The 23533-nt window shown below is 44.9% G+C and carries 16 protein-coding genes; 7 read left to right on the forward strand and 9 right to left on the reverse strand.

Features of this window, described 5'->3' with window-relative positions:
• Positions 1–137 precede the first annotated feature (137 nt).
• From L3J70_07210 to L3J70_07220, 3 genes are read left to right on the forward strand one after another with little or no spacing between them, the layout of a single operon-like run.
• Positions 138–833 carry a nucleotidyltransferase family protein gene (locus tag L3J70_07210; protein MCF6236146.1) on the forward strand — a complete coding sequence of 232 codons (696 nt, stop codon included), beginning with the start codon at positions 138–140 and terminating at the stop codon, positions 831–833.
• On the forward strand, positions 830–2671 hold the full coding sequence (locus L3J70_07215) for an MFS transporter (protein ID MCF6236147.1): 1842 nt from the start codon (positions 830–832) through the stop codon (positions 2669–2671). Before L3J70_07210 ends, L3J70_07215 begins: the two co-directional genes overlap by 4 nt.
• On the forward strand, positions 2671–3894 hold the full coding sequence (locus tag L3J70_07220) for an amidohydrolase (protein ID MCF6236148.1): 1224 nt from the start codon (positions 2671–2673) through the stop codon (positions 3892–3894). Before L3J70_07215 ends, L3J70_07220 begins: the two co-directional genes overlap by 1 nt.
• A gap of 2 nt (positions 3895–3896) precedes the next feature.
• On the opposite strand, the gene L3J70_07225 is transcribed toward L3J70_07220, so the two are convergent.
• Complete coding sequence (locus L3J70_07225) at positions 3897–4940, reverse strand: hypothetical protein (protein ID MCF6236149.1); 1044 nt, start codon at positions 4938–4940, stop codon at positions 3897–3899.
• A gap of 93 nt (positions 4941–5033) precedes the next feature.
• On the opposite strand from L3J70_07225, the gene lgt reads away from it, so the two are divergent.
• On the forward strand, positions 5034–5828 hold the full coding sequence (lgt, locus tag L3J70_07230; GenBank protein ID MCF6236150.1) for a prolipoprotein diacylglyceryl transferase: 795 nt from the start codon (positions 5034–5036) through the stop codon (positions 5826–5828).
• On the opposite strand, the gene L3J70_07235 is transcribed toward lgt, so the two are convergent.
• The 4 genes from L3J70_07235 to argS are packed head-to-tail and all read right to left on the reverse strand — an operon-like array spanning position 5825 to position 13101.
• Positions 5825–7255 (reverse strand): 2-hydroxyglutaryl-CoA dehydratase, encoded by a 1431-nt coding sequence (locus L3J70_07235; GenBank protein MCF6236151.1) that lies wholly within the window; start codon positions 7253–7255, stop codon positions 5825–5827. The genes lgt and L3J70_07235 overlap by 4 nt on opposite strands.
• A 9-nt stretch (positions 7256–7264) precedes the next feature.
• Complete coding sequence (locus L3J70_07240; protein MCF6236152.1) at positions 7265–10690, reverse strand: acyl-CoA dehydratase activase-related protein; 3426 nt, start codon at positions 10688–10690, stop codon at positions 7265–7267.
• Between the two features lie 36 nt (positions 10691–10726).
• A complete protein-coding gene (locus tag L3J70_07245; protein MCF6236153.1) occupies positions 10727–11332 on the reverse strand; it encodes an SPOR domain-containing protein in 606 nt (201 codons plus the stop codon).
• 2 nt (positions 11333–11334) lie between these two features.
• Complete coding sequence (argS, locus tag L3J70_07250; protein MCF6236154.1) at positions 11335–13101, reverse strand: arginine--tRNA ligase; 1767 nt, start codon at positions 13099–13101, stop codon at positions 11335–11337.
• A 110-nt stretch (positions 13102–13211) separates the two neighbouring features.
• Between argS and yihA the strand changes: the two genes are divergently transcribed.
• The gene (yihA, locus tag L3J70_07255; GenBank protein ID MCF6236155.1) at positions 13212–13829 is read left to right on the forward strand and encodes a ribosome biogenesis GTP-binding protein YihA/YsxC; all 618 of its coding nucleotides are present in this window, start codon (positions 13212–13214) and stop codon (positions 13827–13829) included.
• Positions 13830–13996: 167 nt separating this feature from the next.
• Here the strand turns inward: yihA and L3J70_07260 are convergent, their stop codons facing one another.
• Positions 13997–14488: a hypothetical protein gene (locus tag L3J70_07260; GenBank protein MCF6236156.1), complete on the reverse strand. Its 492-nt coding sequence runs from the start codon at positions 14486–14488 to the stop codon at positions 13997–13999.
• Positions 14489–14702: 214 nt separating this feature from the next.
• Here L3J70_07260 and tal point away from each other — a divergent pair, with 214 nt between their 5' ends.
• The gene (gene tal / locus L3J70_07265; protein ID MCF6236157.1) at positions 14703–15851 is read left to right on the forward strand and encodes a transaldolase; all 1149 of its coding nucleotides are present in this window, start codon (positions 14703–14705) and stop codon (positions 15849–15851) included.
• 94 nt (positions 15852–15945) lie between these two features.
• Here tal and mutS read toward each other — a convergent pair whose 3' ends face one another.
• Both mutS and L3J70_07275 read right to left on the reverse strand, forming a co-directional pair.
• On the reverse strand, positions 15946–18495 hold the full coding sequence (mutS, locus tag L3J70_07270) for a DNA mismatch repair protein MutS (protein ID MCF6236158.1): 2550 nt from the start codon (positions 18493–18495) through the stop codon (positions 15946–15948).
• Positions 18496–18500: 5 nt separating this feature from the next.
• Complete coding sequence (locus tag L3J70_07275; protein MCF6236159.1) at positions 18501–19319, reverse strand: sulfurtransferase; 819 nt, start codon at positions 19317–19319, stop codon at positions 18501–18503.
• Between the two features lie 538 nt (positions 19320–19857).
• On the opposite strand from L3J70_07275, the gene L3J70_07280 reads away from it, so the two are divergent.
• Positions 19858–23010 carry an OmpA family protein gene (locus L3J70_07280; GenBank protein MCF6236160.1) on the forward strand — a complete coding sequence of 1051 codons (3153 nt, stop codon included), beginning with the start codon at positions 19858–19860 and terminating at the stop codon, positions 23008–23010.
• 32 nt (positions 23011–23042) lie between these two features.
• Here L3J70_07280 and L3J70_07285 read toward each other — a convergent pair whose 3' ends face one another.
• Positions 23043–23531: an RES family NAD+ phosphorylase gene (locus L3J70_07285; protein ID MCF6236161.1), complete on the reverse strand. Its 489-nt coding sequence runs from the start codon at positions 23529–23531 to the stop codon at positions 23043–23045.
• Positions 23532–23533: the final 2 nt, after the last annotated feature.

Below are 23533 nucleotides of genomic sequence, written 5' to 3' on the forward strand. Positions count from 1 at the left end.
AATAAATAATTAGCCATCAATGGTCTTTTTTTATTTTCCTGAATTCAAGTCATAAGCGCATAAACAATCAAATCAGGCTCAGACATTTTGTTATACTCAAAAGCAGTCCAAACCTGAACTGTAACTCAACAATTCCAATGAAAGCGATGATTCTAGCGGCTGGGCGTGGCGAACGTATGCGTCCACTCACAGACCACACACCAAAACCTCTGTTACAAGCCGGTGGAAAATCACTGATTGAGCACCACTTAATTGCACTTGCACTGGCAGGTTTTAAGCAGGTCGTGATTAATCACGCTCATTTAGGCCAACAAATTGAAAACAGGCTCGGCGATGGCCCGCGTTATGGGCTCAATATATTATATTCCAGTGAACCCGAAGGTGGATTAGAGACGGGTGGCGGCATTCATCACGCTTTGCCACTTTTAGGTGATTTACCTTTTTTAGTGATTAATGGTGACATCTGGACCGATTACCCACTCTCACTAATTCCCTCACTAAAGCCGGACACTCTTGCACACCTCATTCTTGTGGATAATCCACCTCATAATCCTGAGGGTGATTTTTCACTTTCAGCAGACAACAAACTGCACGAGACAGCAAGGCAGCGGCGTTATACATTTAGTGGCATCGGTATTTATCATCCCAATCTATTCAAACAACAAAAAAGTGGCCGGTTTGCTCTGGCTCCCTTATTACGCAAAGCAATGCAGGCCAACCAAATCACAGGGGAGTACTACTGCGGTCAATGGGTTGATGTTGGCACACCACAGCGCCTTCATGAACTGGATCAACAGCTAAGCGTGCATTCTGGGTCAGAAAGTCAGCAATGAATAGTATTTTACGACGGCAGGGATTTCTACCTTTTTTGGTGGTGCTTTTTCTCAATGCTTTTGTTGATCTTGGGCATAAAATTATCATTCAAAATACAGTCTTCAAAATTTACGACGGACAAACACAGATTGTTTTAATCGCCATCGTTAATGCGCTCATCTTACTGCCATTTGTTCTGCTTTTTGCACCGGCCGGATTTTTATCTGATCGCTTTAGCAAGCCTAAAGTGATGCGAATCAGTGCTTGGTGTGCAGTTATTTTAACGCTAGTCATTACCTTGTGTTATTACCAAGGCTGGTACCAAGTTGCATTTTTAATGACATTGGTTTTGGCAATACAAAGTGCTTTTTATTCGCCTTCAAAATATGGTTATATCAAAGAGGTTGTGGGTAAAGAGGGGCTAGCAATGGCCAATGGCATGGTTCAAGCGACGACGATTATCGCCATTTTGACGGGTATATTTGCTTTCTCTATCGCCTTTGAATTTTATCTGGATGGCCACACCATCACAGATGAAGAGATGATTTTAAAAACCATTGCACCCATCGGCTGGGGGCTGGTTTTGTGCTCAATCATCGAGCTATTTTTCGCCTATCGTCTGCCTGAAATAGTTAATGGTGATTCAACTCAAACCTTTGATCGCCGAAGTTATTTTAATGGCACCTATTTACGTCGTAACATTGATGCCATTCGTCACCAACGAACCATCTGGTTGTCGATTGTCGGATTATCAATCTTCTGGGGAATATCACAAGTTGCACTGGCTGCTTTCCCTGCATTTGCAAAAGAGATATTACAAGAGACCAATACCATAATCATTCAAGGCATTCTCGCTTGCTCAGGCATTGGCATTGTAATCGGCTCACTGCTCGCCGGACGTGCTTCACACCACAGCATTGAGCTGGGATTAATACCGATCGGAGCCATCGGCATTATGGCCACACTGACACTCGTGCCTCAGCTGCAATCATTTGAATCACTTGCGATTACATTTATTATTTTTGGCTTTTTTGGTGGGTTATTTATTGTTCCGTTGAACTCGCTGATCCAGCTTCACGCCAGTGATGAACACCGAGCCACCATTATAGCGGGCAATAATTGGGTACAAAACTTGACGATGCTAAGTTTTTTAATCATGACGGTCTCATTTGCGTTCATCGGCCTAAAAAGTATCGGGCTACTTTATATGATTGCACTCATTGCACTGATCGGCTCTCTCTACACAATAAAGTTGCTTGCCCGCCCGATGATGATCTATCTAATCGGACTTCTTTTTCGTAGCATCTACCATGTTGACGTACAAAACCTGCAGCATCTGCCAAAACAAGGTTCGGTACTGTTATTAGGCAACCATATCAGCTGGCTCGACTGGGCCATTATACAGCTCGTCAGCCCACGCCCGATCCGCTTTGTGATGGATCGTCACTATTACCAGCGCTGGTACTTTAAATGGTTTCTCAACTTTTTTAATGTCATTCCGATTACACCAGGCCAAAGTAAAACTGCACTGCAAAAAACCAATAAAGCATTAAAGGCCGGTGAGATTGCTTGCCTCTTTCCTGAAGGTACGATTAGCCATAGTGGTCAGTTAAACAGTTTCAAACGTGGCTTTGAAAAAACCGTTGATGGAGTGCATGGAACCATCGTTCCTTTTTATCTTCATGGCTTGTGGGGAAGTCGATTCTCCCGTTCAACGAAAAGGCAATGTGAGCTGGGCAGATCAGGCTGGAGGCGCCGCCTCATAGTCAGCTTTGGCGAGGCGATGCCCATGACGGCAACCGCAGATGAAGTCAAACAGAGCGTATCTGATCTCAGTCAACCTTTGGGAGACCAATAATGCATCGCAGAACATTCCTTGGTTTCTTTGCCGCAGGGCTCTCAACCAGCCTGACCGGCTGTTTGCCTTTTTGGCCTGATGAAGGGTTTTTAAATCCATGTTTACCTGGCCCACTGCCCGCCCGCCTTGCCCAGCATGATTGGGTGAAAGAGGCCTGGCAAGGCATTGACAGCAAACAGGTCTGGGATTGCCATGTTCATCTCATCGGTCTGGGCGATAGCAACAGCGGCATCTGGGTCAACCCCTCAATGAAAAGTATGCTGCATCCCATTCAGCACACTCGCTTTAAATTTTTTCTCAATGGCTCATGCGTCAATGAAGAAGATGTTGATACGCCTTTTGTAACAAAACTAGCGGCGCTCCACAATGACTTGCCCACTGGAGTCAAGTTGATGTTGCTGGCGTTTGATCACAACTATGATGAAACAGGCAGGCAACGCCTGGATCGAAGCGCCTTTTATGTACCCAATGAATATACAGCACAGATTGCTGCGCAGCATTCACAACGCTTTGAATGGATTGCATCAATCCACCCATATCGTGAAGATTGCGTTGATGCACTGAAACAAGTCATAAAGGCTGGTGCTCGTGCGATCAAGTGGCTTCCCTCAGCGATGGGTATGGATCCCGCTTCACCGTTATGTGATCGATTTTATGAAGCACTTAAAAGCCACAATATACCACTACTCACTCACGCAGGTGATGAACACGCCGTTGAAAGCAGCAGCGGCCAACAACTTGGCAACCCTTTACGCTTACGGCGGGCGCTGGATCATGGTGTGCGTGTGATCATCGCCCACGGCGCATCACAAGGAAACAATATAGATACCGACAAAGGCCCGAATGCCAAACCGGTTGATAATTTTGAACTGTTCAGCCGCCTGATGGATGAACCTCGTTATGAAAAACTGGTGTATGGCGATATTTCAGCCATGCCTCAAACCAATCGTGTCGGCTCTGCCTTGGATACCCTGATCAAACGCCAGGACTGGCACCACCGCTTGATTAACGGCTCAGACTATCCCTTGCCTGGTGTGATGCCACTTTTTTCTATGAAAAAAATTGTTGAGCGCGGCATGTTCAGCAATGAAAAGGCACGCCTATTTTCAGAGATTAGAAAATACAACCCACTGCTTTTTGATTTTTTGGTGAAACGACACATGCAGAGTGATGGGTTAAAATTTTCACCCTCTGTATTTGAAACGCGAAAGCACTTTGTATAAGTTTAAAGCCCCAGCTCATCTTGCGCTCCCGGCGCAACAATAAGTTTGCGGCGCCTTTGGAACTTTTTAATTTTTGGGTCAAAGTTTGCCATCACATCCTGATACTGCTGGCGCAGGAAACTATCGGCCTCCTGTTTAGCATCATCAACAAGCGCCGTCAGCTCTTCAGAGGGGCATTGCAAGGCACGACAATCTCGCAGGAAAGTTTGAAAATGAATAGCTTTTGCCGCTTCGTCATTTTGCACCACAACATCGAGGTTAGGCTCACCGTAGACCTCCTTCGGTAACAGGTAGACACCTGTGGATGTTTGTTGTTGGCACTGTTCATCCATCCTCTCAATCAGCGCTGCTTCGTAACGATAACAGCGGCTTCTTAGCTCATCGAGCTGATCCTCAAGACCGTTGGCATCTACGCGCATATCCCAGCGCACACCACCCTTATCGCTCTCGCCGTGGTGAACCCCCTTTTTATAAGTGTGGGGAATCAAGTTGTCGATCTGCTCGTTGATAAACTCTTCAACTTCGCTGTGAAGATAAAAACTCAGTGAGCTTATGGTGGAGTAATAGAAACAGCCATCGTCAATAAACCGTGCCCAACGGTGCGACAGGTAGAGGCGGTAGGGTTTGATTTGATAGGGTGAAGTACCTTCTTTTTCCGCCTCCTCTTTGCGCGCCTGCTGCTGGAAATTGAAGTCGTCAAGATCGTAGTCATAGAGGGTTTTGAAATCTTGCAGAGAATGCCCCTCAGCAAAATGCTCATTTAAACAAAAAGAGTTTTCGCCTACACCCCGCAACAACGTAGTGTAGGCGTTGTAGATATTCTTTTGCTCACTATCAAGCTGTTCCCAGGCCGTATTACTCTCCTGCTCAGACCCTGTTTTGATGCCAAAAAGAGCATCCAGCAAAAAGATGGCGACTTTTGTTTGTTGCGCATCACTAAGCTGCAGACGGAAGCTCTCCTGCGCTTGAGGCGACAGATTGAAATAGGCCGAATCCAGCCATATCAGCAAGCGATTAAAAATCGGCATTTCGGGTTCTATTTTCATAATTCCTTGATAGACTCAAAAATCAAACAGTATGAGAAAAGCTAGGTTAAATGCTACAATTAATTTCATTTTTAATCAAAGAATAAGAACTAGATGCTGCCTTTTCCAGATATAGATCCTGTTGCACTCAGCCTTGGCTCACTAAAAATTCACTGGTATGGCCTGATGTACCTCATCGGTTTTGCCTTGGCATGGCTACTGGGAAATTGGCGCGCCAAGCAACCTGGTTCTGGCTGGAACAGTGAGCAGGTCAGCGATCTGATTTTCTACTGTGCGCTAGGGCTCGTGCTAGGCGCACGCATCGGTTACATGCTGTTTTATCAATTTGAATCTGTACTTGCCAACCCTCTGGATCTTTTAAAAATATGGCAAGGGGGTATGTCATTTCATGGTGGGGCTATTGGAGTCACGATTGGCATCTGGTTATTTGGCCGAAAATACAAGAAAGACTTTTTCAGTGTTACAGATTTTCTCGTTCCCCTCGCACCTTTAGGGCTCTTCGCAGGCCGTATGGGTAATTTCATTAATGGTGAACTTTGGGGCAGAACCACGGATAGCTCCTTTGGAATGATCTTTCCTAGCGGTGGGCCGCTGGCACGTCACCCTTCACAACTCTATGAAGCCATTCTTGAGGGACTGGTTCTATTTCTCATTTTGTGGTTTTACTCCAGTAAACCTCGACCCAAAATGGCTGTTACAGGTCTATTTTTACTTGGCTATGGTTGCTTTCGATCTTTTGTCGAGTTCTTCAGAGAGCCTGATGCACATCTTGGTTTTATCGCTTTTGATTGGCTCACAATGGGGCAAGTTTTATCTCTGCCGATGATTATTGGTGGGCTGGCATTAATCGTGCTGGCGTACAAATTAAATCCTAAAGAACGCTCCTAACTTGGAGCCTGATCAAACTCTTTCTGTGCTTGTTTACGCGCCCGAAACAGCGCCATTTGCACACGACTATAAACATTCACTGCCCCATCGCCTGTTGTTTCTATCGCAAGAAAATTGGCTTCAGGATAACGCGCCGTAATGAGTGACTGAATACCATCTGATACACCCGAAGAGGGCATACAACCGAATGGTTTTACACTCAAAACCAGATGAGCCTTTTTTTGCTCGACCGCTTGAATCAACTTACCCACTTCCATATGTCCTTCACCGCCCCGCACCTCATTGAGGTAATAGGGGTGACTGATACGGGCAATTTCATCCATATCTGACAGTTTGTATTTTTTGAGCCCGACCAAAGAAGCAACACCGTAAAAAAACCCTTTGAGCCCAAGCGCGGCCATATTGACTTGAGCACTAGCGAGTATAGATTTTTTATCTTTATAGCTGTTTTCTGTGTGCTCTGCCTTGCGCAGCAACATCGTCTCTTTTAAACGAGACTTTTTCTCCCACACCATATAGAGCAACCAATTGGTAATGGGCTGCACTTCACACTCAGCACCCTCTTGCTCTAAAAAGCGTTGTAAGCGATAGTTGCCATCACCTTCAGTGGTCATCGCCCAAAACTCACCAATCACTAAAACCTTGGGTTTGACTTGTGTGACATCTGTTTTGACTGCGGCCAAAAGTTTCCGACACTGATAGAGTGTTTTAATTAAATTTTTTCGTTTACCAATTGCAGTTTGCAACAACTTTTTGCTTGCAAGCAGAGCTTGATCTGTCGCTCCATGTTCGACTTCATAAGGTCGAATACGATAGCCCATGGCATTCAGTACATCAGCAATCACAACACATTTCACTGCTGTTGCAAAAAACTTTAAATCTGTTTTTAATCCATCATTTTTATTGCCATCTTTTCCTGCATTATCACCTTGAAATGATAAAATTCGAAAACCCTCAAACCCAGCATCACGCAAAGCTTTACGATATTCGGTGACATACATTCCAAAACGACAAGGACCACATGTTGCCGCTGTAACAAAGAGGTAGTTTTTAATGATCTCAGCAACGGACAGATTTTTATCATCTCGCAGATAGCATAGGTAATTAACCAGATTACCCACCGTAAAATAGGTTGGATTACACTGGCCTCGGTTGCCATACTCCTTGCCACACTGCAATGCGGCAAGATCAGCGACTGGCAGTGCTTTTGCTTTATAGCCAAGTGCTAACAGCCCTGCCTCCAATAGCTGATCATGCATTTCAGTCAAACCACCAAAAAGAAGCGTTGTTTCACTGCGCTCTTCAGCACTAAAATTAATTGGGTTTTCGTCGTACCAGTGTTCGACATCTGGATCAGTCAGCCTGTCCATAGAAACAAAATTAACCACTTCACCTACACTGTTATTTTCTTTGAATTGAGGTTCCATATTTGTTCCCTACGATACTTTGGTGTCAGGTTTATAGGCGAGCATCACACTTTCTTTGCTGGCTTCCAGTTCAGCTTGAAAGCGTTGCAGTGAATAGTGAAACGTATTGACTCGAATTTTAATTGAGCCGCCAGGTTTATTTGCATCAATATCGTGCAGCATAAAGTGTGGCGTTTTACTGGCCGCAAGAATCTGGTTGACCAAACCATATGTCGGCGCATCATGACCGCATTTAAAACTTGAAAAATCAACAACAGCAATATTAGGGTGACGTGCAGCAAATTTTGCTGCCCATACTTTTTGAGCACTGTTGACTGAATAACTTTCTGGCCAGACATCACGAGTATCAAAAACATCGCTGATCTTTCCTGACGCAATTTCCTCACCAAAATATTGATCGAGATAAGCAGGATCTTTAGGAATCGAACGAATAGAGAGCACGGGATAGCCGAGCGCCTGAAAGTCACTTAATACTTCATGGTTGATTCCAGGGTCATTATGATAAGGTCGCCCCAACATTAACAAACCAACTCGGTTGTTATCTTTCATGGATTTGAGCAACTCCATGCCACGGCTTTGCACTTTTGCATCAATATGCTGCATCGCTTTCTGCCCCTGCTCACATGCCCAATCACTCTCATCTTCTGTGATATCAAGATGTGAAGCCCATGTATCAAAAAGTTGCCGTTTGAGCAGTGGCAAATTATTGAAATCAAGCGCACTATCAATGTAGCCAACACCACATTGATCAAATAGATTCTTTTCCTTTGTAAACGATGCTTTGACTACATTGGGCGTGCCCGCCACAATGGGGCAAGTCGTATTACCAATAACGTTTGTGCAAAAATTAGAGAGCTGAAGCACACTCGGGAACCAGACATAATCAAGCGATTTACGGCTCGTCTGCTTTTTATAGAGCAAATTATAGATATGAGCTTGTGAGACCTTGGCAGGAAAGCAGGGATCAATCGAGCCATACTTACCCCCTTCACGCCATAACTCTTCAGAAGTTTCATCGGAAAACACAATGTTGTGCGAAGTAATGCCCAAAGTTTCAAGATAAGTTCGCATAAAAGGGGCGATCGTATAGATATTAAGCGCACGCGGCATTCCAACTCTAATTTGTTGGCGGCGTTGCATGACCGCTTCTGAGCTGCGCTGAAAATGACGTTTTACTTTTTTATGGTGAACTGTAAACCAACGCTTTTCAGGTTGAGTCGTTTCGATCTGCGTTGAAGCGTCAGGAAGCAGAGTCGCTTTATAAACATGGCGAAAAACCAGCTTCGACTCTTCATCCACCAGATTGGGGTGGTTCGATTTAAGCTTTCGCCTTCGCTTTTCTTGCGCAACCACTTCCTGTTTGGATTCGACCTCTCCCTTTTCACAGGAAAATCCTGCGATATGCCTGACAGGAGGCGCGACAGGCAGTTCGATGTCAATAAAGGTGCGCGAACAGTGACTGGTACAAAAAGTACAGCGCGTCTCTTCATCAGTACGTGCAGTAAATTGTACATTGAGCGCAGCATCAAGCCCGACAAATGAAGAGTTGCCGCGAAGTGTTACGATCCGCATCGCCTCAAGCGCCGCACCAATCGCGCCGCCTTCTCCACAAAAGGGATGCACAATCACTTCTGCATTCGGCACTCGCGCTTTAATATAATCAACCTGGGCTTTGACCGCCGCTAGGTTATATTGCGTGCCGCCCTGCAATACAAACTTACGCCCCAATTCGGCAAGACGTGGAATTTGCACCACATATTGCCATATATTTTTTGGCAGGACACGAGCTAATCCAGCAAATAACTCTTCTCGGGAGTAACCCTCTTTCTGGAAATTGACACGATCACTATCGAGAAAAACAGCGCAGCCATAACTAAAGTTAGGGGAGCTTTTAGCTTCAAATGCGACATCAGCGAACTGCTCTACTTTCACACCAAACTGCTGCGCCATTGCCTGCAACAACATGCCATTTCCGGCCGAGCACTGATTTGAGAGACGGAAACTTTTTATATCACCATGTTGCAAAAAAAGCACTTTGATATCCTGTCCACCCACATCACAAACCACATCAATATCATCGCCACAAAAGCGCTTGGCGCTTTGCATGTGTGCAATTGTCTCAACAATATTGGCATCACAGCCTAATGCTTTTTCGAGTATATCGCCTGCATAGCCCGTCACACCGCAGCCTGCAATTTCAATGGAAGCACTTTGCTGCGATATATACTCTTTCAGCTTTTTGAAAATTATATTGCTATCATTGATCGGGTTACCCGTTGAGAGAAGATACTCTTTTGTTATCACCTCACCCTGTTCATCAAGCAATACCGCTTTTGTGGTGGTCGAGCCACCATCAATTCCGACGTAAACACGAACAATTTTTTCGGTGTCAAATTGCCGTGCTTTAAATGCAGGTTTCGCATAGCTCCGTTTAAACGCTTCCAACTCCTCTGGTGTTTTCCATAAGCCTGGGCCGGTGTGATGAGAGGATGCACGCTGACTATCACCATTCAAATGTGAACGAAGCCGTTCAACACCACAATAATCAGCTCCTTCAGCCTGCTCCTGTGCACCAAATACTACAGCACCAAATGCGGCATAATATTGTGCATCATCGGGCACTTTGATCAACTCTTGGGCAGGAATATCTGGAACGGCATAACCACGCTCCTTCCATGTTTCTATAATTCGTTTGCGCCAGCATGCCTGTAAAAAAGGCAGATAGGTGTTGGGGCCACCCAGTAACAATACATTGCTTAGCAGCGTATTACCTCGTGTCAGCACGGTAAGATTTTGCATCACAATGGCATCAGCCAATGAGTTTACAATCTCCTCAGAGGGTACGCCCGACTTCACTAGGTTGACCACATCCGTTTCTGCAAACACGCCACATTTTGCGGCCACATGGTGTAGTTTTTCGGGTAAAAATGGAATTTGAGTCGCTTGTTCTGAGCTGAGACCCACTTTTAACAGACATTTATCAATGGTTGCACCGGTACCTGAGGCGCACTTGTCATTCATTGAAGTGACAACTCGCCGTTCCTCAGAATTAGCACCAGGTTGAAATATGATGATTTTTGCATCCTGCCCCCCCAGCTCAACCACGCTGTTGACATCAGGATGCAATCGTTCAACCGCAAGCGTGACGGCATTCACTTCTTGAATAAATCTCGCGCCCACATGCTCGGCAACAGCTGTGCCACCAGAGCCCGTAATATAAGCCAAGTGCTGGCCTTCTTTTAAAAAGGGATTTTCTGACTCCATGCGCTCTAGTGATTCAAGCAGCTTTGGCCCTTGCAAGCCTTCATGTCGATCATAACAGCGCCATACAATAGAAAAGCTTTCAGGCTCAACAACCACACATTTCACGGTGGTTGAACCCACATCAATGCCGATCAGATAAGTTGTAACGCCGCTATTGGTTGAATGGGGCATGTTAGAGCTCATAGTTTAAGGTGTTGTTGAGTATAATTACTCTTTTAATTTTAGCAAAATAAATTCAATGTTGTTCTGCTGAAGCTGTAATTGAGTCTCATGCAAGCGTGGCAACTCATGAATAGGGCCAATGCGAACACGATGCCAAGCGGCTCCTTTTTCAATCGTGACGGTTTGTATACCCGCCTTAATACCAAGTATAGCCAGTTTTGCTTTCAATGCATCTGCCATTTCATGCTCTTTAAATGAAGCAACTTGTAAAATATAAGCCCCTGGGGCATTTACTTTTTTACTTTCAGCACTTTCAGAAACCGCTCTTTTATTCGGAATGATCTCTTCCTCATCTGGAATGAAAATCTTCATATCACGCAATGATTTATAAAAATCAAAACGTGGCTCTGGCTTAGGCGGCAAAGGTGCTACGGGCTCTTTCTGTTGAACTAAGGGGACTGTCATTTTTATTTCATGTGACTCTTTTTCAGGGCTGTCTTTAAAAAAAGAGATTAAAAATGCCACACCCAGACCAATCAAAAGCCCGGATAAAAGCCAAACCCAACCGGGTGTTCTTTTTTTCGACACTGTTTTTTTATCTGGATTTCTACGCACATAAACACGCTTATTTTTTTTACTTTTTGTAGACACGATCACATTTTTTCCGGTGCAGAGACACCCAATAATAATAAAGCATTTTTCAACACATGAGCCACCGCTAATATGAGTTCAACGCGCGCACCTCGTAATTTTTCATCATCAACAATAAATTGGTGAGCATTATAATAAGTGTGAAACTCAGTCGCCAGATCACGCAAATAATAAACAACCTGATGTGGCTCATGACTGAGTGCCGCTGTTTCGAGCAGCTCTGGATAACGTGCAAGAGTGGCCATTAGTGCTTGCTCATGAGCTTCGGTCAGCAATGACAGATGAGCGAAGCCCTGCGCGCTACTCCAACTCAACTCTCGCTCCTTCAATTGCCGCATCACGCTACAGATACGTGCATGAGCATATTGCACGTAATAAACCGGATTATCATTCGATTGTGATTTTGCCAGCTCCAGATCAAAGTCCATATGTTGCTCGCATTTACGCATCACATAGAAAAAACGTGCCGCATCTTTGCCCACCTCTTCACGCAATTCTCGCAACGTCACAAACGAGCCACTACGCGTCGACATCTGTACTTTTTTGCCATCACGATAAAGATTTGCAAACTGAACAAGAAAAACATCCAGCAGATCGGGTTGTTTACCCATGGCCGAAAGTGCGGCTTTAACTCGTGGTACGTAACCATGATGATCAGCCCCCCAAACATCAATGACCTTGTCGTAGCCACGCTCGGCCTTATCTAAATGATAAGCAATGTCGGATGCAAAGTAGGTGGTCTCTCCATTATCCCGAACAACAACTCGGTCCTTTTCATCCCCATAGTCCGTAGATTTAAACCACCATGCGCCCTCTTTTTCATAAAGGTGGCCACTGCTTTTAAGTCGCTCAATTGTTTTTTCAACCGCACCGTTCTCAACCAGTGAACGCTCGGAAAACCACGTTTCATAAACGACACCAAACTCTTCAAGATCTTCACGAATATCGCCTAAAATAGACTCCAGTCCCGCATTAAAGACTGAGCGATAATCTTGATGGCCTAATAACTGCTTTGCTCGCTGGATCAAAGCATCAATATGTGTCTCTTTGTCGCCTTGTCCGCCTTCGGTCTCATCTTCTGGCAAACCAGCCATGACAATTTGAGCCGCACGCTGAAAGGTATCGCCATGCTTGTTTTTCAATGTCATTGAAATATCACGGACATATTCACCACGGTAACCATTCACTGGAAATATAATGGCTTCACCGCACAGCTCCAGATAACGCAACCAAACACTGGTGGCTAAAATATCCATCTGACGACCTGCATCATTCACATAATATTCACGATGCACTTTAAAGCCAGCAGCCACCAGCAAATCAGCCACCGTAGCACCGTATGCAGCTCCTCGGCCATGCCCGACATGCAGTGGCCCCGTCGGGTTTGCTGAAACGAATTCAACCTGCACTCTTCGCCCCTGGCCAACGGCACTGTGTCCATAGGCTTCACCAGCCTCATGTATCGCTGGAATAATCTGCTGAAATGCGGCGGGTGCCATAAAAAAATTGATAAATCCCGGCCCAGCAATTTCGATTTTAGATATTGAATCTGACTCAGGCAGCGCCTGCACTAACTTTTCTGCCAAATCACGTGGCTTACAACGGGCAATTTTAGATAGCATCAGCGCAAGATTACATGCAAAATCACCCAGCTCTTTGTTACGCCCACGCTCAACCTGAACATCCAGTTTCAATTCTTTTGGTAGCACATCACTCTGCTGTAGTTGTAAAACAGCATCACAAAGCAGGTTTTTTATCAGTTGTTTCATCAGGTCAGTATCTATTAATTAGTGGAGAACGATTCAAAAACAGCCTATTATGGCGGCTATTTGTGATCTTGCAACCCGCAAGTGACAACTTTGATCGAAGTTTTTTATCCATGCGTGCGTTCTACAATAAAGCCCAATATACAACCAGTGTCAACAAAGCCTCCGAGCTTCCCGTTGATATGGGAAAAGAAGTCGCTTTTGCCGGCCGCTCTAATGTCGGAAAATCCAGCGCCATTAATACATTGACTCATCGGCGTGGCCTTGCGCGAACCAGTAAAACTCCAGGACGAACCCAGCTCATCAATTTTTTTGAAATAGATTCAGAGCACAGATTGGTCGATTTGCCTGGTTATGGTTTTGCCAAAGTACCTGATCGAGTCAAACAACATTGGCAGCAACTGATTTCATCGTACCTAAATGAGCGACAAGCACTTAAAGGGCTGATTGTTATCATGGATTCACGCCGCCCATTTACTGAATTTGATATGTCGATGCTTGACTGGTGTGAACACGCCAAGATGCCCGCACATATTTTGTTGACCAAAACAGATAAACTCAGCAGAAATGCAGCCCAGGCAACACTCAGCAAAGCAAAAAAAACCCTAAAGCAGCAAGCACGAGATATCCCAATCTCCGTACAACTTTTTTCATCCCTGAAAAAAACAGGCATTGAAGAGATATACAGTAAATTAAATGAATGGCTAGAAGTCAGCAACCAATTAAAATAATTTTGATTGGTTATACTGGAGACAAAAAAAACCCCAGCTACTGGGAGATAGCCGGGGAGTTTAAATCCCCGCTTTGAAGGGAGATAAAAAGCGGGAGAGTATTTGTGCGTACTCTGCTATTAAAGACACGCGCTATTTTTAAAAGTTCACAAAATTAATCAGGTATTTTACCAGTACCTTTCAAAGCCCAAGCCAATGTTTGGCTTCAACTTAAGTTCAGTCAATGAGTTCATCAACTCTTCAGCAGTCGCCTGCTCAATATTTATATCGGTACCCAGCAAAAAACTGATTCGCAAGATCTCTTGATTAATCAACCCCATACCAAGCACTGGATTATCACTCTGTACATTTAAACGAAAAGTGGGATTGCCTATATGCTTGTGAACCGACAACAATCGGTTTTGTAAACTTGAAATTGCGTTACTTGAATAGTCCAGTAACAGCGACTTTTTTTTGGTATCAATAGGGAAAAAAGAGTGGGATCGAAGTGATTCGGAGCAGAGGCGTTTTGCCTCTTCAGGTGTTTTGCAAATAATCTGTTTCGATTCGGTCTGCACAGCGGGTTGACCAGAGACTTCATCGGCATAACCAGAAACTGCAACACAGGTTCCAATGAAAAACAGAGCAATACGTGGCAACGTAAAATCTATCTTTATCATTATAAAACCTCCCGTGCTTGATTCAGAGTGTTTCGTCCCTGCTGCACAACAACACTCTTTTCCTCACCGTAACAGACAACGCCAATGAAACTAACCTATCGAATACCGATCTATCTGCCGACAACCTTTAAAATCTGGTTAAGGGCAATTTCCGATTATAGCCCTATTCAGCAAACAATACCACCATTTGAAATGTGACATTTAGGAGATAATAATGAACTCACTGCGCCGTTTACATGATTTTGGGCAAAGCCCCTGGTATGACAATATTCATCGTAAAATGCTCACATCAGGCGAGCTGGAACGTATGATTCAAGAAGATGGTGTAAAAGGCATCACCTCTAACCCAACAATTTTTCAGAATGCAATCAGCAAAAGCAGCGATTACGATGACCAAATAAAGCAACTCCTTGAGGAAGACCCATCGAAAAGTAGTCGCGATTTATTTTTCTCTCTCGCTATTACTGATATTCAATCAGCGGCTGACTTATTACTGCCAATCTATAAAGAAAGCCATGGTATTGATGGCATGGTCAGCCTTGAAGTCTCACCCGATCTGGCCTATAACGCAGACAAAACAGTTTTAGAAGCACTGCAACTGGTTAAGCGAGTCAACCGCCCCAACCTGATGATCAAAGTCCCCGCAACCCGAGAAGGTTTAAGTGCAATCGAAACACTGACTTCAGAAGGAATTAGCATTAATGCAACGCTTCTATTTTCCAGTAAACGCTACAAAGAAGTTTTAGAGGCTTATTTACTGGGCCTTGAAACACGCTTGCGCCGTGGCCAGCCCATTGATAACATCAGCTCAGTGGCCAGCTTTTTCATCAGCCGTGTTGATGCAATGGTCGACAAGTTGCTGGATCAAAAAATGGAAACGGCCGATCATCATACAAAAATTCAGCTTCAATCACTCAAGGGAAAAATTGCGATTAGCAATGCCAAGCTCTCTTACCAGCATTATAAAAAAGTTTCCAACAGCCAAAGAGGCAAAGATCTCGTAGAAAGTGGTGCAAAAATGCAACGATTACTTTGGGCAAGCACTGGCACTAAAAACCCGGATTACAGTGACGTACTGTATGTCGACACATTAATCGGTGCGGATACAGTCAATACAATTCCACCCGCAACGTTTGAAACCTACAAAGACCATGGAAACCCGCAAGCGACACTCGAAACAGATCTGGAACTTGCAAAAAATAGTATTGATTTATTAAAAAATCTGGGCATTGATCTGAATCGGATTACAGATACCCTGGAAGATGAAGGTGTCAAATCTTTTTCTGAATCGTTCGATACATTATTAAATGCAATTCAGAAAAAAGCAGATGTTATAAATGAACTTCAGACAGCCAGCGCATAAAATTTAAACCTGTATTTATGTCGAGTCGAGTACGGTAGAAAAACTCTATCGTGCTTGACATGATTTTATGTGCATTGATGGCCATTATATTCCGTTACATTTTTTTAAGCTGAAACAAAGCTTCAAGCGCTTGCATCGGGGTCATGTCGTTTGGATCAAGGTCGGCAAGCTTATCGACCGCTGGATGGCTTTCTGGCTCAGCATTAAAAAGCGACATCTGAGGGGCAGATGCGGCCTTTATTTTGTCATGTGGGGCATTAGCCTCCAGCTGGGCAAGGCGCTTTTTGGCGACTTTAATCACTTTTGAAGGCACACCGGCGAGTGCCGCGACTTGCAAACCATAGCTTTGATTGGCGGGGCCTTCTTTGACCGCATGCATGAAAATAATTTTATCGCCGTGCTCAATGGCATCAAGGTGAACGTTGTAGGTCGTATCTAGTGTTTCTGGAAGGGTGGTGAGTTCAAAATAGTGGGTGGCGAACAGGCAAAATGCTCGGGTATTTTGTGCCAGATGCTCGGCACAGGCCCATGCGAGTGACAGGCCATCAAACGTGCTGGTACCACGGCCTACCTCATCCATTAAAACCAGACTTTGCTCGGTAGCGTTGTGCAAAATATTGGCTGTTTCTGTCATTTCAACCATGAAGGTTGAGCGGCCACCGGCCAGATCATCAGAAGCACCAATGCGCGTGAAAATACGATCAATCGGGCCGAGGGTGGCACGAGTTGCAGGAACATAGCTGCCGACATGTGCGAGCAATACAATGATGGCCGTTTGTCGCATGTAGGTCGATTTTCCGCCCATATTGGGGCCGGTGATGATGAGCATTCGCCGGTTATCATCAAATAGTGTGTCATTTGCGACAAAAGGGGCGTTCAGTGTTTTTTCGACCACTGGATGTCGGCCTGCTTCAATCTGAATGGAGGGTGTGTCGATCAGTTCGGGCGAATTTAGATTCAGCGTATCGGCACGTTCAGAAAAGTTGGTGAGAACGTCCAGTTCCGCCAGTGCAGCAGCCGATTGTTGCAGTGCTACGATATGTGGCAACAGACCTTCCAGCACTCCTTCATAAAGAAATTTTTCTCGTGCCAATGAACGTTCACGCGCACTGAGCACCTGATCTTCAAATTTTTTCAACTCGGGTGTGATAAAGCGTTCGGCATTTTTGAGTGTCTGGCGACGTGTGTAATCATCCGGTACATTATCTGAGTGCAGGCGGCTGATTTCAATGTAATAACCGTGAACTCGGTTGTAATTGACTTTGAGGTTTGTAATTCCTGTTCGTTCTTTCTCTCGGGTTTCGAGATCAATCAGGTATTGGTCGGCATTTTCGCTGAGCGAGCGCAGCTTATCCAGATCTCCATCGTAACCTGTGGCGATCACACCGCCATCACGAATGAGTACGGGCGGCTCTTCGATAATTGCACTTTCTAATAGATGATGAACTTCAGGAAATTCTGCAATTTTTTGTTGTAACGTTGAAAGCAAAGGCGCATCAAGTGGGTTTATCATCTGCTGTAGTGCGGGTAGTTCTGATAGAGCAAAACGTAGCAGTGCCAAGTCACGCGGTCGTGCTGTTTTGAGTGCAACACGGGTCAAAATGCGTTCGATATCACCGATGCCTTTGAGGTTTGTTTGAAGTGCTTCATAAGCTTGGTTTTCACACAAAATACCGATGCAGTGGTAGCGTTGTCGCAATGTGTTGTGATCACGTAGTGGGCGATTGATCCAGCGTCTGAGCAGGCGGCTTCCCATCGAGGTTGAGGTGCGATCCATCACCCAGGCCAGGGTGTGATCCTGGCCGCCACTGAGGTTAAATTCCAGTTCGAGGTTGCGGCGACTGGCTTGGTCGAGCAGCACCGTTTCATCACGTTGTTCAACTTTAATGCTTTGAATATGCGGCAGTGCCGTACGCTGGGTATCTTGTGCGTATTGCAGCAGACAACCAGCAGCGGCAAGGGCGATGTCCAGCTTTTCACAGCCAAAGCCACTGAGATCTCGTGTTCCCATTTGCTCTGTGAGCAGCCTTGTGGCGGTATCAAGGTCAAAGTGCCAGGGGGGCATGGGCCGAGCACATGATTGGTTTGCCAGTAAGTCACTGCGCTTGGTTTCGTCATAGAGCAGTTCACTGGGTTTGAGGCGTTCCAGTTCATCGGCGAGTGCATCTTGACCGTTTACTTCAAGCACACTGAATCGACCACTGCTGATATCCAGCGAAGCAATGCCTATTTTTTCTTTGTGTTGATGAATGGCGACCAGTAAATTATCACGACGTTCATCAAGCAGCGCTTCATCCGTGACAGTGCCGGGGGTGACAATACGCATGACTTTGCGTTCGACAGGCCCTTTTGATGTGGCCGGATCACCCACTTGTTCACAAAGAGCAACAGACTCCCCTTTTTTGATCAATTTAGCGAGATAATTTTCTGCCGCATGATAGGGAATGCCTGCCATTGGAATCGGGTTGTTTCCGTGCTTGCCACGGCTGGTGAGCGTAATGTCGAGTAGTTTTGATGCAAGGCGAGCATCATCAAAAAAAAGCTCATAAAAATCCCCCATACGATAAAAAACGAGCATGTGAGGGTAGTCAGCCTTGATGCTAAAGTATTGCTGCATCATGGGGGTGGATTGTGTGTTAGACATGGTTGTTATTCGATTAGAGTCTCTTCGCTGTTTCCCCATTCTGACCATGAACCCGGGTAGCCCTTTATATTTTTGTAGCCGAGGCTTTTTAACACAATATAGGTATGTGCCGAACGGCGATGAGTCTGGCAGTAGGTGATGATGGTTTTGTCTTTATTAATACCCGCTTGCTCATAAAGTGCTTGAAGTTCATGTTCGTCTTTAAAGCGAGTATTATTTTCACGATCAACCGCATCAATCCACTCTATATTTTTTGCGCCAGGAATATGACCACCACGCAGAGCACGTTTGTCCCACCCTGAAAATTCACTATCAGAACGAACGTCGAGCAATATATTTTTGTTACTTTCCAGCCCTGCCAGAATTTCAGATTTTGAAGCAATTGCATCGCTATTAAATGTATTGGCTTGATAATGGCTGGAGCTTGGAACCACCGCTTCATCGCTTACGGGAAAACCTTCCCCCATCCATGCGTGTAGTCCACCATTAAGAAGTGAAAAGCTGTGATGACCTATTGCATCCAGCGTCCATAAAAAACGACATGCTTTCAGCCCCATGTCGTCATCGTAAGCAATCACATGTGTATTCGAGGTCATGCCAATATCGGATAAAACATGGTTGATCGTATCAATATCAGGCAAGAGTCCCATGACAGGAGGGATGGATACTGAAAGTTGTTCGATATCCAGATGAACTGCGCCTGCAAGATGGTAATCTTCATAAATATCAGACGAAGAGAGGTCGACGATCAAAATATTATCGACATTCAGGAGCTGTTCGAGAATATCGGCTTCAAGCAATAAAGGTATATTGAACTGATTCATGGGTGTACTTTTCTGGCTTTATTTTTTGGATGATTGGGCGAGGATTATAACACCAATTAAAATCATGCAAATTATTGGAAAGGCCTCACCCGTGAACAGATCACCCACCCAATCATATGGTATAAGATAATGCTCTTAAATTATGCAACCATCAGGTGTTTCTGAAAATTCTGGAGTTAAAATATGGCGCTCTGCCAGGGCGGTCAAAAGAGAAGGTTGCCAATGCTAATGGCGAAACGATCGAACGTTGGGAGGGGCAGATGAAAATCTGCCCTGATATCGTTCAATAAAAACCTGACAGCAGCCCACCCTATCCGCGCGACTCTATTTTACGCCGATCAATATGTCCATGATTTGAAATTCCAGTTTTTTGAACAAGAGCCAGATGGTTGCATATAAGTGTGTTATCTTTCATCATACGGTATTGAATCCCCCTATTATTGCTCAGGAACGAGCGCGGAATAACTTGAGATCGAAGTTATTGCGTGATTGTTGCTGAGTTGTTATTTATACAGGTACAACTCTCAGGAGATAAAAAATGAGATGGTTCTTGAATTGGAACAGATTATTACAAATAACAGGGATTGTTGTTATGGGTCAGTTTGCCTTTTATGGGCAAGCTGTGGCTGATGATGATGATGCTTGTGCTGTGGCGGAAGGTGTCAATGAAAGAAAGGTTCTGGCCACAATATTTGAATCGTTAGAACATAGTGTGCCTCGCAGAATGGTCAGTATCTGTAATTGGAGGGGGGTAGAGTGTAATGATGATAAATCAGTCATTGGATTAGATTTGAGTCACAACACTCTCAAAGGCATCGTTCCAAAGGAAATCGGGGGTTTAGCTTGTCTGGAGCAACTGAATTTAAGTAATAACTCAATCACAGGCACAATTCCAAAGGAAATCGGAAGTTTAGTTAACTTGGAAATATTAGACTTAAGTAATAATTTAATCGAAGGTACCATCCCAAAGGAAATCAAAAATTTAAGAAATCTGAAAAAATTGTACTTAAATGGCAACAGCATTAAAGGTACAATTCCAAAGGAAACTGGGAGCTTAGCCAACCTAGAAATATTGGACTTAAGTAGTAATTCAATTGAAGGTACTATTCCAGAGGAAATCGGTAATTTAGTTTCTCTGGAAATATTGGACTTAAGTAGTAATGCTCTTACAGGGATAGTCCCAAAGAAAATAGGCGACATAGAGATCCTATTCCTAGGTCTGGATTATAATGGACTTTACCCTGCTAAAGACTCAAATATTGAAGATTTCATGCCAACCCAGACGCTGGATGCGACAATTACAGGGTATACCCCTGAACAGAGTAGCATCGCCTTAAGTTGGGATGCAGTAAATTATGATCAGAAGGGGGGGTACATTATTCAGCTCTATGATGAAAAGGGTGAAAAGGTTAATGATGCGATTGAAGTTGAGGGAAAAGGCATAAATAGCAGAGTGATTGAGGGTTTGGAAAGCGGCACTGACTATTTTGTTGAAGTTCGCTCTTTTACCAACGTTCATGGGGATAACAAAAATAAAATCATCAGTGATGGCCAATTTTCAGATCGCTTTAAAGTGATAACCAAGGATGCCGATTCAGATGGCGACGGCATTCTTGATAATGATGAAGGCAAAAAAGAGCAGAGAAACAGTGATGGCGATGATAGACCCGACTATCTGGATAATGATGATGATAACGATGGCATACCGACCGCCGATGAAGCGCCGGTGACGCTGGATACCGATAACGATAAGATTTTTAACTATCTAGACCCTGATGATGATAATGATAAAATTTCCACCCGTGATGAACTCACGCTGGGAACTGACCCACTAAACACCGATTCAGATGGTGATGGCCTTGCTGATGGCGATGAAGTGGGTGATATTAAGGCTCCTAGAAATACCGATGGTGATGACCTGATTAATGCGCTTGATTCTGATGATGATGATGATGGGCTCTCCACCCTTAATGAGCGCAACATACTGAAAACCGACCCACTAAAGGCCGATTCAGATGAAGATGGCACTCCTGATGGCGATGAAGTGGGAAGGGATGTTAATGCGCCCAAAAATACCGATGGCGATGAGCTGATTGATGCGCTTGACCCTGATGATGATAATGATGGAATTTCCACCCGCGATGAACTCACGCTGGGAACTGACCCACTAAACACCGATTCAGATGGTGACGGCCTTGCTGATGGCGATGAAGTGGGTGATGTTAAGGCACCTAGAAATACCGATGGTGATGACCTGATTGATGCGCTTGATAACGATGATGATAATGATGGGCTCCTGACCCGTGACGAGCAGCCAGGAGACTTTGACGATGATGGAACCCCCAACTATCTAGATAAAGACGATGTCAAACCCAAGCCCGTTCAAGCTGAAGCACGAGATGGTGGTGCGGTGGTCACAACCTCAATGGGCGGTGGCTCTATGGGCTGGGTGATGTTGATGGTGACTTTGTTAGGATTGATGCGCCGCTTTCCTTTTCAAAAAGTTTTTCCTGCGATACTTCTTTTACTGGTCAGCGGCCAAGGAGCAGCCACCACCGATGAGCAGAATGAAACTTATGAGGTTTATAGTGAGGATCCACAGAGTGGTTTTTATGTCGGCCTGGGTCTTGGAACGAGCTTTCTTGATCCTGATGTCGGCTCTACAAAATTTTCTGTTGCCCATAACCGAGATACTGCCATCAAATTTCTGGCTGGGTATGAGGTCACCGACTATATCAGCATTGAAATGTCTGGTAACTTGATGGGGCAGGCTCATCTAAATCCGGATAACAAGTATATTAAATACAACGCTTACACATTAGGAGCGGCCTACCACTTTTTTGGGGATATTGCGGGGTTTTCTCCCATGTTCAAATTAGGTGTGAGCAAGCTTAATAACTCGGCCAACATACAGTATAAGCAAGATGATTCATTACTTCCTTTCGGCAGCGTGGGAGTGAAATATGAGTTTGACAACGGTTTTGCCATACGGGGTGAATATGAATATATTGCAAAAGATGCTCAGGTGTTTTCGATCAGCGCCCTCAAATATTTTGGACATAAAGCAAAAACGGTAACCGTTGTGGAAGAACCTATTGCTGAGCCTGAAATGGAAGTTTCTGAACCTTCTGTTGATGAAGCTTTTGTTGAGCCTGAAATGGATTTTTCTGAACCTTCTGTTGAGCCTGCCATAGTTGCCCCACCACTGAGCTATCAGCCTCCAGGATTAAAAACGGCGGCCTCTTCCAATGTAGATTCAGATTCAGACGGAGTAAATGATGCATCGGATCACTGCTCGGGGACTCCTGACGGTGCTCAGGTCGATGAGGTGGGCTGCGCTATGTTTGAGGGTGTGTTGCAGGGCGTTAATTTTGAATCCAACTCCTCCGAACTGACCAATAATGCAAAATATGTTCTGGGCGAGGTGGCTGTGGAGTTAAAAAACTACCCTTCCATCACAATGGAAGTGCATGCTCATACCGATAGCGACGGCTCATTAGAACATAACCAGCAGTTATCAGAGCAGCGTGCAAACAGCGTGACTCGTTATCTGGATTTACTGGGTGTCTCTATGCTGCGGATGTTTCCGGTCGGGTTCGGTGAAACCAAACCCATCACTAGTAATGACTCAGCACTCGGGCGTGCTAAAAACCGACGGGTGGAGCTTTTGGTGCTACCAGCTCAGGAGTGACCGCACTTCAACCACGCCATACCCTTCATAGGTTATGGCGTGGTTCGGTGGGTTATCACCAATCGTGGGTCAAATGAAAGTGGCTGAGCCTCTTCAATCTTCAGCATCTTAAAATCGGGGTGCAGTGGATTGATGAGGTAATTATTCTCTTCGGGGATGATGACACTGGGAACTCCAAGCACAGCAGACGCTTGTTGCTTGACCCAATCATCGCCAATGGCCTGAGTTGAAAGTGGAATGATGTCACTCTGCCAATCTTTGGGTAAACCCTTGCCCAAATCCATGATATATGAGTCATTCACAGTCACTCTAAAAATAACAAAATTTTGTTGTATGATGTAGGAATCTTCCAGATGAACGAGCAGCTCCAGAACGGCAAGCGCGCGCGTTGATGCCGTGTAGACCATCGCTGTGCCTTTACCATTCCAGCGGCCTCCACAAAGACGGGCACCTTCACCGTCAAAAGCATGACCACCCCATGGTTTTTCTACGATCCGAAACAGCTCCATGAGTGAGTTCATAA

The sequence above is a fragment of the Gammaproteobacteria bacterium genome (assembly GCA_021648145.1).
Classification (GTDB): Bacteria; Pseudomonadota; Gammaproteobacteria; order JAADGQ01; family JAADGQ01; genus S141-38.